Source organism: Saccharopolyspora sp. 7B (assembly GCF_020177435.1).
Taxonomy (GTDB): Bacteria; Actinomycetota; Actinomycetes; order Mycobacteriales; family Pseudonocardiaceae; genus Saccharopolyspora_C; species Saccharopolyspora_C gregorii.
Map to the genome: position 1 here is coordinate 5,506 of NZ_JAIUKC010000201.1, position 9,473 is coordinate 14,978.

Sequence of the window (9,473 nt, forward strand, 5' to 3'; positions counted from 1 at the left end):
GCCCCCCCCGCGCCGCCCCCCCCCGGGGGGGGGGCCGCCGGGGGGGGGGGGGCCCCCCCCGCGGCGGGGGGGGGCCGGGGGGGGGGGGGGGGGCCGCCCCCCCCCCCCCGCCTCCCGCGCGCGGGACCGCGGCGGCGGGAGGCGTCCCGGACCGGTGCGCGGGGGAGGGGTCGCACCGGCCGGGAGGCTCACGATCGAGGGTCGGGCTCCGGGACGAGGAGGTGTGCGGGTGCGCGCGCCGGATCGTCGGCGCAGGCGACCAGCGCCGGTCCGGTCACCCAGATCTCCAGTCCGCCGTCGCAGACCACCTCGCGCACCGTTCTGCCCGCCACGGCACCGGACGCCCCCGCCAGCGCGTCCGCTTTTCCTTCGAACACCCGATCGGGCGTTTTCCGCTGCGACAAAGCCGTTCCTCCGAATAGACGCGGATGCGGTGCGACAGAATCGGATTCGCGCCATTCCGGCGTTCCCGCGATCCCGTCCCGCACAAAGGTGTCCGGTTGCACATCGGGACCACCAGAGCGCCGATCGCGTGATCGAGGAGAACAGCGACGACAGGTAGGTGTTGCATGGTCGCCACCGCAGGTACGCCTCGGGCCAGGGCCCTTTCCGCCGCGCTGCGCGATGCGCGGGAAACGCGCGGAGTGGGCCTCCGGGTGTTAGCGCGGCAACTCGAGATCTCGCACACCCAGATCTCGCACTGGGAGACCGGGCACCGGGTCCCCGGCGTCGAGGTGGTCGCGATGATCCTCGCCGCGCTGCGGGTGTCGCCGGGGGAGCGGGAACGCATCCTCGACCTCGCCCGCAACCTCGGCGAGCCGAGCTGGCTCACCGTCGGGATCTCCGGCATCCCGCAGCAGCTGGCGGGCGCGATCGAGTGCGAACGCGCGGCTTCGGCGATCGTGGAGTGGTCGCCGATGGTCGTGCCGGGCCTGCTGCAAATCCGGGACTACAGCAGGGCGATCCTGGAGAAGGTCGATCTGCCCGCGGCGGACTTCGACACCCGCGTGCTGGTGCGTGCCGGTCGAGGCGACGTGCTGCTGCGGCACGATCCGCCGCGATTCGAGGCGTTGATCAGCGAGGCGGTGGTGCACGAGCCCGTCGGTTCCGCACACGTCATGCAGGCGCAGCTCGCTCACCTCGTGGTGATGGCAGCGAAGTCGAACGTCACCATCCGTGTCGTGCCGCTGCGGGTCGGCTGGCACCCCGGTTGGTCGGGTCCGTTCGTGGTCTACGAGTTCCCCGCCGCCCCGGCCGTCGTCCATTTCGAGCACTACAGTTCCGGCGCGTTCGTGCCGGTCGAACACGATGTCAAGGAATACCGCACCGCCTCGCAGCGCATTCGCGACGTGGCCCTCGGTGCGGCCGACTCGCTAGACTATCTCGCGAAGGCTCTCCGGGAATGGGAGGTACGTCCGTGAGTGGGATCGTGTGGCGGAAGTCGAGCCGTTCCAATCCGAACGGGAATTGTGTCGAGTTGTCGAATCCGCGGGGACTGATCCGGGATTCGAAGGATCCGCGTGGTCCGGTGTTGCGGGTGGATGTGGCGGGTTTCGTGGCTTCGGTCAAGCGCGGCCGCTTCGACCCGAGCTGACACCCCCGGCCGGTGCCGTCGAGCCGTGGTGCGGCCGGCCGGGCCGTGCCGGCCCCGCGACCGTGCCGAGCCCCGTGCCGGTGCCGGGACGCCCGTGTGTGACTCCGGTTCGAGGGTGCCGCCGCGGCACGGTGTTCACTGATCTCCGGATCGTGCGAGCGGGCCGGATCGCGAGCGGAGGAGTGGGCGCCGATGGAACTGCACCGCCCGGCGTGGCGGCCGATCGCGCTCATCGCCGGGGTCGTCGCCCTCGCGCACCTGGGCGTGGCGGCCGTGCCGCGCCGCTGGTTCGACGAGGACCTGGTGGTCGCGATCGGCCGTCACCACCTGGACTGGGGCGCGGTGGACCAGCCGCCGCTCACCCCGCTGCTGGCGCGGCTCGCGGACGCGATCGCTCCGGGGAACCCGGTGGTGCTCGCGGTTCCGGCGGTGCTGGCCACCGCGGCCGCGGTGGTGCTGACCGCGCTGATGGCCCGGGAGCTCGGCGGCGACGCGCGGGCCCAGGTGCTCGCCGCGCTCGGTTCGGCCACCTGCGTGGCCGCCGCCCAGTTCGGGCACTGGCTGACGCCGTACTCGCTGGAACCCGCGCTGTGGGCGGTGCTGTTCCTGTTGCTGCTGCGGTGGATCCGCACCCGGGACGACCGGCTGCTGCTCCTGCTCGGCGTCGCCGCCGGGATCACCGCGCAGACCCGGTTCCAGGTGCTGGCGCTGGGCGTCGCGGTGCTCGTCGCGGTCGCCGTGGCCGGGCCGCACGACCTGCTGCGCCGACCCGCGGCCTGGGCGGGCGTCGCGCTCGCGCTGCTGATCACCGCGCCGACGCTGGCCTGGCAGGCCGCCCACGGCTGGCCGCAGGCCGCGATGGGCGCCGTGGTGGCGGCCGAGAACCAGCTGATCTACGGCGGACGGGTGCTGGTGGTGCTGCATGGGCTCGCGGTGATCGGGCCGCTGGCGCTCGGGCTCGCGGGCTGCGGGCTGGTGGCGCTGGTGCGGGACCGGCGGTGGCGGGAGCACCGGTTCCTCGCGGTGGTGTTCGCCGTGCTGTTCACCGCGTTCGCGCTCGCCGCGGGTCGGCACTACTACCCGTTGCCGCTCTACAGCGCCTTCGTCGCGGTCGGCGCGGTCGCGCTGCAGCACCGCCGCGAGGCGGGACGGCGGCGGGCCGCGTGGCCGGTCGTGCTGCTCAGCGCGGTGCTCGCCGCCGGAGCGCTCGGGTTCACCACGGTCATGGCCGCGCCGAGGTTCGCGGACGCGCTGGTCGCGGCGACCGCCCGCGCCTATCGGGACGTCCCGGCCGCCGAGCGGGACCGCACCGCGCTCGGCGCCGGGCCCTACGTGTACGCGACCTACCTGGACACCGCGGCGCCCGAGCTCGGCCTGCCGCCCGCGGTGAGCACGAACCGCGCCTACGGCTGGTTCGCGCCGCCGCCGGAACGACAGGACCGGATGCTGTTCGTCGGAGACCCCGGCCGGTTGCGCGACCGGTTCGCCGCGGCGAACCGGGTGGCGGTGGTGGACGCGCCGACCACGCTGGGCACCTACGGCGGGATGGTTCCGGAGCGCGCCGAGCTCTGGCTCCTCACCGGCCGCACCGACCCCTGGGCGGAGATCTGGCCGGACCTCCGAACCCTCACCCTCGACCCGCCCTGATCCGAACCGCGGAGCCGCACGACCGGTCCGCCGCCGCGCCCGAGCCGCCCGAGCACGACCACCGCCGCCGCGGACAGCGGTCGGATCGAGCCGGCGCGCTCATCGACGAGGACGGGCCGCGCAGTTGTCGATGCGCCGGTTCGGCGTGCACCACCAGATCGACGGCGAGGAAGCGCTGTCGGCGGGCCGGAGGTGCTGCACTCGCCGTCCGGTTTCGTCCTCGGGCGCGCGCTCCGGAGGGCGAACGAGCACAAACATCCGAAGTGGACTCAGGCGGTTTTCCGCTGTTGCACGGGGATGCCCGGGGCGGCCGGGGCCGTGCGCCACCGCGCCGACCCCGGCTCCCGCGCCACCTCCGCCCTGGCGGTGATACCGACCGGTTCCGCCCCCGGGCTAGCGCGGCCCCGGCGCCACGTCCGAGCGGGTGTTGGAATCCGGCACGTCTCCGGGCAGCACGACCGGGTTCGGCGTCGGGCCGGGGCTCCACAGGCCCCAGTGGTCCTCCTCGTGGGTGTGCGCGGCCGCCGACGCGGGCAGCGCGTCCGGCTCGTACGGGTGCACCGCGTACAGCGAACCCCAGTCGTTGCCCAGGTCGTTGCGCAGGTACGTCGGCAGCTCCGTCATGCTCGTCGCCACGTTGAGGTACCCGAACGGCCCGCCCGCGTCCGGCGCCGACCAGCCCTGCCCGGTGCCGCGCACGTCCCCGCCACCGGAGACCCGGAACCGAGGCAGCTCGGCGATGCCGTGGTGGATCGAGGTCATGTTCAGGCACGGGTGCACCATCGCCGCCGGCCACTCCACGAACGCCGGAGCGTCGCCCACCACGTCCGTCATCCGGGTCAGCCGCGGCGCGCGGGGAGCGCTGACCGCCAGCCAGCCCTCCTCGCCGAGCGCGCGGTCCTCGGCGACGACCCGCACCCGGGTCGCCTCCGCCGGGGCCGCGACGCGGTGGTCCCGCCAGCGCTGCTCGTCGTCCTGCCCGATCGGATCGCGGCGCAGGATCTCGAAGCCCTCCGGGGTGTCCCGCCCGAACTCCACCGACAGCGAGTTCGCGCCCGAGGTGCGCCCGGCGGAGCTCACCACGATCGGCACCTCGCCGCTGGTGGCGCGCTCCGGCAGGTCGTACCAGCCGGTGCGCAGCTTCCCGGTGCTGGTCGGGGAACCGTAGCTGCCCCACACCGGCGCCTGTTCGCTGCCGAAGCGGTACGGCGGCGTCCACAGCGGCTGCCCGGTGTCGATGTTCCGGGTGTCCGGCAGCCCGCCCCGGACGAATCCGGCGTCGCTGCCGCGCAGGTACTCATCCGGGGTCTCGTCCTCGTCGGTCTTCCCGTCCGGGACCGCGCGCCCGGGCTGTGGCGCCGGGGCGAGGACGCCGGACGCCGGATCGGTCTCGGCGTACACCGAGTCGGACAGCCCGCAGCTCGCCCCGGCCAGCTGGCGCACGTTGTCGGTGGCGAGGTTGTAGGTGTCCCAGCGCTCCGGGATCACCTTCGCCAGCGAGGCCAGCTCGGCGAGCATCAGCAGCGCGCACACGATCGACAGCGGTGCCGTGCCCAGCCGCAGCGCCCGCGACCGGTCCTCGGTCGGTGCCGGGGGGTTCCGGTCGTCGAGCTTGAGGTGCTCGCGCAGCGCCACGCCCAGCGCGATCGCCGCGATGATCAGGAACCCGGTGCTGAACTCGTAGCCCTTGATCGACGGCGGCTTGTCGAACCACGGCACGCCCCAGCCGGAGGCGTACCACCAGGCGTTGGTGCCGGTGAACGTGAACGCCAGCACCACCATCAGTCCGCCGAAGAACACCGCGCGGTTGCGCTTCGACCGCAGCACCGTGCTGCTGGTCGCCAGCGCGGTCAGCGCTGCCACGGCACCGCCGACGGCGGCGAGGATGCCGAAGTGGTGGGTGTGCTTGGTCGGCGTGAGCGCCAGCGCGACGAAGTACAGCCCGGCGACGGTGAGCAGACGCCTGGCCGGCCCGAGCGCGGCACCGCGGATCCGGCCCCGCCGCAGCAGCACCACCGCGCACATCGCCAGGCACAGGATCAGCAGCAGCACCGGGAACCGGCGGGTCAGCGAACCGTCCGGGGACATGCCGAACAGCAGCTCGTAGCGGCTCAGCTCCTGGTACCAGGCCTGCGACGGCCCGATCTCGGAGCGCACCGCCGTGGCGTCGGCGACCGTCTGCAACGACTGGTCCCCGAACGAGGCGACCAGCACCACCAGGCCGGCGGCCGCGACCGGGCTCAGCACCGCCACCCAGCCGAACCGCTCCGCGCGGTCCCGCACCAGGTGCAGCAGCGGTTTCGCGGCGGCCAGGAACGGCAGAACCGCGACCATGCCGTGCGGGTTCACCGCCACCGAGAACGCGGCGACGATCAGCCCGAGCGCGGCGGGCGCCAACCGGCGGGTCGCCACCGCGTACTCCACCGCGCACAGCGCCAGCAGCGCGAGCACCACCACGACCGGTTCCGGGCGCAGCCCGTTGTCGTAGGGCAGCCAGCAGGCGAGGAACACCGCGGCCGCGGCCCACCCGGCGGCGCGGCTGCGGCGGACCCGCTGGCCGAGCCGGGGCAGCACGAACCGGCTGATCAGCACCCAGCTCAGCAGGCCCATCAGCAGCGCGGGCACCCGCAGCCACGGCGTCGCCGTGGACACCGACACCCACAGGGACTGCAGCTCGACGAACCAGCCCATCGGCGCGACCGGGCCGGAGAACCACCGGTAGAAGTCGTTGACGTAGCCGAGGTCACCGCTGACCCGGGCCATCGTGAGGAAGTACCCGTCGTCGGAGGTCATCGCCCCGATCAGCCACCACGCCAGCAGCGCGGCGGCCACCGCGGCGTCGCGCCCGGTGGGCTTCCACCGCCCGCGGCCCAGCCGCACGGGCCGCCGCCCGGCGAGCGCGTCGATCCGGTGCAGCGCCCCGAGCGCCCCGGCGCAGCCGAGCACCGCGAGCACCATCGCCGCGATCTTCAACGGGGTGGGGTGGCTGTCGTAGCGGTCGTCCACCTGCGCGGAGAACGACAGCCCCCGCACGTCGTCGACCGCACCGTCCACATCGGAGTAGATCCCGGTCAGCTGCGGCCGGGCGTCGCCGCCGACGCGGGCGAAGGTCTCGTCGCCCACCGAGGCGGTGGTGGCCCGGCCGTCGGAGTGCACCCGCACGGTGCAGTCCCCGGCGGGCAGCGCCGCGGTGCCGAGCTGCTGGCCCTGCGAGATCAGCCGCAGCTGCCCGTCGTGCACGTCCAGCCGCAGACCGGTGAGATCGCCGTACTCGGCCTTCGGCGGGTTGGTGCTCAGCAGCACCGCAGGGTCCGGACTGCGCTCGTCGAGGCCGCGCGCGGTCGCGCACGGGACCTCCAGGTCCAGCCGGATCGGCTGGTACGCCGACAGCGGTGCGGACACCGCCTGGGTCCCCTGCGGGGTCGGCCAGCGCAGCTCGGTGATCTCGAACCGCACGGGCAGGAACGGCACGAGCACCGCCGCGACCGCACCGATCAGGCCGCAGACCACCGCGATCCACCGCAGTGGTCGTTCCCGTGTGGACACCGGGTTCACCTTCCTTCTGCCGGAGACGGGCCGCGCACGGCCGAAGCGGTGAGCGCCGCACAACCGACGAGCACCAGTACCACGATCATCGCGTACCGCAGTCCGAAGTGGTCACCGAGGGAACCGAGCAGCGGCGGCCCGACGAGGAACGCCAGGTAGCCGGCGGTGGCGACCGCGCTGACCCGCGGGGTGGCGTCCCCGCCGCCATCTCCCGCAGCCGAGATCGCCAACGGGAACCCGAGGGCCGCGCCGAGCCCCCACAGCACGACACCGGCGGAGGCGGCGACCGGACTGGCGGTGAAGATCACCAGGACGAGCCCGAGCGCCGCGCACCCCGCGCTCGCGCGCACCACGGCGACCCGCCCGAACCGCACCACCAGGGCGGAACCGGCGAACCGCCCGGTCGTCATCGACGCGGCGAACGCCGCGAACAGGACCGTCCCGGAAGCCGGGTCGAAGCCGTGCGCGTCCACCATCAGCAGCGGCAGCCAGTCGTTCGCCGCGCCCTCGGCCAGCGCCATGCCCAGCACTACGCAGCCGATGAGCGCGATCCGCGGCTGCGCCCACAGCGCGAGCTGCTCCCGGGCGGCGGTGCGGGGACCGCGCCGCGGACCGCCGTGCTCCTTCCCGAAGCCGGTGGGCAGCGCGGGAACGACGACGGCCGTGGTGATCCCGGTGAGGACCGCGACGCCCAGCAGATGCCACTCGACGGCGACCTCGGCTCGCGTGAACACCATGCCGAGCACCGCGCCCGCCACCGTCCCGGCGCTGAAGGTGCCGTGCAGCAACGGCATCAGCGGGCGACCGGCGAGCCGCTCGACCTCGGCGCCCTCCACGTTCGTCGCGATCTCCGAACACCCCATGCCCAGGCCGAACAGCAGCAGCCCGGCGAACGCGCCCGGCGCGGTGGCGACCGCCGTGGCGACGCCGAGCACGGCGAGACCCGCGACCGCCAGCGCCATGCTCACCGCGATCACCGGCCGGGTGCCGAACCGCCGCACCACCGGCCCGGCGGCGAGGATGCCGGTCATCGATCCGACGGAGAGGCCGAACAGCACCAGGCCCATCTCGCCGGTGGAGGCGGCCAAGGCGTCGCGGATGGCGGGCGTGCGGGTCACCCAGGAGGCCAGTGAGACGCCCAGCAGCAAGAAGATCCACTGGAGTGCGCGGCGGCGGCCGGGGGCGCCGGTGGGGGCGGTCGGTGGCGCGCCGCCACCCGGGTGCTCGGTCATGGTTCCTCTCGGTGGCGGCGTGAACGCAAGCCGTTGCGTACGATCGTACGCAATGATGCGTACGATCGTACGTGAGAGGGTTTCGGGATCGACCGGCCTCCGCCCCGCCCGGACCCGCACCGGACGGGAGGTCACCCATCGACTACCTTCTGTCGAGGTGACGCGGGAAATGCCACCGAAGGGCCGCCGATTCGACCCGCAGCGGCGGGCGCGCATCATCGACGCGGCACTGGGGCTCATCGCCGACGAAGGCGTCGCGGGCACCTCGCACCGCAAGATCGCCGCCCGCGCCGACGTGCCGCTCGGCTCGATGACCTACCACTTCGCCAGCATCGACGAGCTGCTGCGCGAAGCGTTCTCCCGGTTCACCGGCGCGGTCATCGCCCGCTTCGAACGACGGCTCGGCGCCGCGCACGGCATCGCCGAAGCACGCCTCGCGGTCGCCGACCTCGTCCACGAAGACCTGTTCGCCACCCGAGCCGATCTGGTGCTCACCCACGAGCTCTACGCGCTGGCCGCGCGCGAACCCGCCTACCGCGAGCTGATCGACGAGTGGATGCGGCGCAGCCAGGAAGCCCTCGGCAGGCACTTCGACGCGGACACCGCCCGCGAACTCGACGCGCTGATCGAAGGGCTCACCATCCACCGCGCGCTCGGCACCAGGTCCGGCGACGACCGGGAACTCACCCTCGACGCCATCCGCCGCATCACCGCGGGCGCCGGTGGGGCGGAGTAGCGCCCGAGGCGGGGCGGGCTCGGTGCCGGGTAACCCCGTGGCGCGCGGGGAGATCGGGGTCGCGCGGCGAAGTCCGGGTGGTGCTGGAGGATCCGGGCAGGGTTGGTGAATCCGGGCAGCGCTGGAGGATCCGGACGGGCCGAGAAACCAGGCGGTGTCACAGAGTCCGCGGGCTCCGGGCGGTCCCCGGCTCCGGGCGGTCGTGCAGCGGATCCGGCGGGGCGCCCGGCCGCGGAACCGCGACCGAGCGCCGCGGCCTCACTTCGGGTCGAGCACGAACACCGGGATCAGCCGGTCGGTCTTCTCCGCGTAGTCCGCGTACGACGGGAACGCCGCGACGGCCCGCTCCCACCACTGCGCGCGCTCCTCGCCGGACACCTCGCGGGCCGAGTAGTCGCGGATCGTCGTCCCGTCCTGCAACGAGATCTCCGGGTGGGCCTTGATGTTGTGGTACCAGGTGGGGTGCTCCGGGGCACCGCCCTTCGAGGCCACCACCGCGTAGCTGCCGTCGTGCTCCACCCGCATCACCGGCGTCGGGCGGGGCTTCCCCGACTTCGCGCCGCGCAGCGTCAGCAGCACGATCGGCGCGCCGCGCACCTCCAGGCCCTCCGTGGTGCCGGTGCGGCCGATCTGCTCGACCTGCTGCCGGACCCAGTCGGGCACCTTGTTGTTCTCGTCGCTCATACCGCCCGCAACCGCCCCCGCCCGTGATTCATTC

8 protein-coding genes are annotated in these 9,473 nt (G+C 73.9%); 4 read left to right on the top strand and 4 right to left on the bottom strand.

From position 1 onward, the window contains the following. Window positions 1-188 precede the first annotated feature (188 nt). The gene (locus LCD33_RS25800) at window positions 189-506 is read right to left on the bottom strand and encodes a hypothetical protein (RefSeq protein ID WP_224968415.1); all 318 of its coding nucleotides are present in this window, start codon (window positions 504-506) and stop codon (window positions 189-191) included. 63 nt (window positions 507-569) lie between these two features. On the opposite strand from LCD33_RS25800, the gene LCD33_RS25805 reads away from it, so the two are divergent. The 3 genes from LCD33_RS25805 (at window position 570) to LCD33_RS25815 (ending at window position 3,241) form a co-directional block, all read left to right on the top strand. Continuing rightward, on the top strand, window positions 570-1,421 hold the full coding sequence (locus tag LCD33_RS25805; RefSeq protein WP_224962683.1) for a helix-turn-helix transcriptional regulator: 852 nt from the start codon (window positions 570-572) through the stop codon (window positions 1,419-1,421). Next, entirely contained in the window at window positions 1,403-1,594 is a 192-nt protein-coding gene (locus LCD33_RS25810; protein ID WP_224962681.1) for a DUF397 domain-containing protein, read from the top strand. Before LCD33_RS25805 ends, LCD33_RS25810 begins: the two co-directional genes overlap by 19 nt. Window positions 1,595-1,786: 192 nt before the next feature. After that, on the top strand, window positions 1,787-3,241 hold the full coding sequence (locus tag LCD33_RS25815; RefSeq protein ID WP_224978370.1) for a glycosyltransferase family 39 protein: 1,455 nt from the start codon (window positions 1,787-1,789) through the stop codon (window positions 3,239-3,241). Window positions 3,242-3,634: 393 nt separating this feature from the next. Here the strand turns inward: LCD33_RS25815 and LCD33_RS25820 are convergent, their stop codons facing one another. Together LCD33_RS25820 and LCD33_RS25825 are read right to left on the bottom strand one after the other, a co-directional pair. Continuing rightward, window positions 3,635-6,787, bottom strand: coding sequence for an arabinosyltransferase domain-containing protein (locus tag LCD33_RS25820; protein ID WP_224978371.1), 3,153 nt, complete (start codon window positions 6,785-6,787; stop codon window positions 3,635-3,637). 5 nt (window positions 6,788-6,792) lie between these two features. Continuing rightward, entirely contained in the window at window positions 6,793-8,019 is a 1,227-nt protein-coding gene (locus tag LCD33_RS25825) for an MFS transporter (protein ID WP_224962675.1), read from the bottom strand. A 169-nt stretch (window positions 8,020-8,188) separates the two neighbouring features. Here LCD33_RS25825 and LCD33_RS25830 point away from each other — a divergent pair, with 169 nt between their 5' ends. Continuing rightward, window positions 8,189-8,755, top strand: coding sequence for a TetR/AcrR family transcriptional regulator (locus LCD33_RS25830; RefSeq protein WP_224962673.1), 567 nt, complete (start codon window positions 8,189-8,191; stop codon window positions 8,753-8,755). A 258-nt stretch (window positions 8,756-9,013) separates the two neighbouring features. Here the strand turns inward: LCD33_RS25830 and LCD33_RS25835 are convergent, their stop codons facing one another. After that, the gene (locus LCD33_RS25835) at window positions 9,014-9,439 is read right to left on the bottom strand and encodes a nitroreductase family deazaflavin-dependent oxidoreductase (protein ID WP_224962671.1); all 426 of its coding nucleotides are present in this window, start codon (window positions 9,437-9,439) and stop codon (window positions 9,014-9,016) included. Between the last annotated feature and the right edge of the window lie 34 nt (window positions 9,440-9,473).

Coding starts and splice junctions, on each gene's coding strand:
- LCD33_RS25835 (WP_224962671.1), bottom strand. CDS start 9,439: ATGAGCGACGAGAACAACAAGGTGCCCGACTGGGTCCGGCAGCAGGTC.
- LCD33_RS25830 (WP_224962673.1), top strand. CDS start 8,189: ATGCCACCGAAGGGCCGCCGATTCGACCCGCAGCGGCGGGCGCGCATC.
- LCD33_RS25805 (WP_224962683.1), top strand. CDS start 570: ATGGTCGCCACCGCAGGTACGCCTCGGGCCAGGGCCCTTTCCGCCGCG.
- LCD33_RS25825 (WP_224962675.1), bottom strand. CDS start 8,019: ATGACCGAGCACCCGGGTGGCGGCGCGCCACCGACCGCCCCCACCGGC.
- LCD33_RS25810 (WP_224962681.1), top strand. CDS start 1,403: ATGGGAGGTACGTCCGTGAGTGGGATCGTGTGGCGGAAGTCGAGCCGT.
- LCD33_RS25815 (WP_224978370.1), top strand. CDS start 1,787: ATGGAACTGCACCGCCCGGCGTGGCGGCCGATCGCGCTCATCGCCGGG.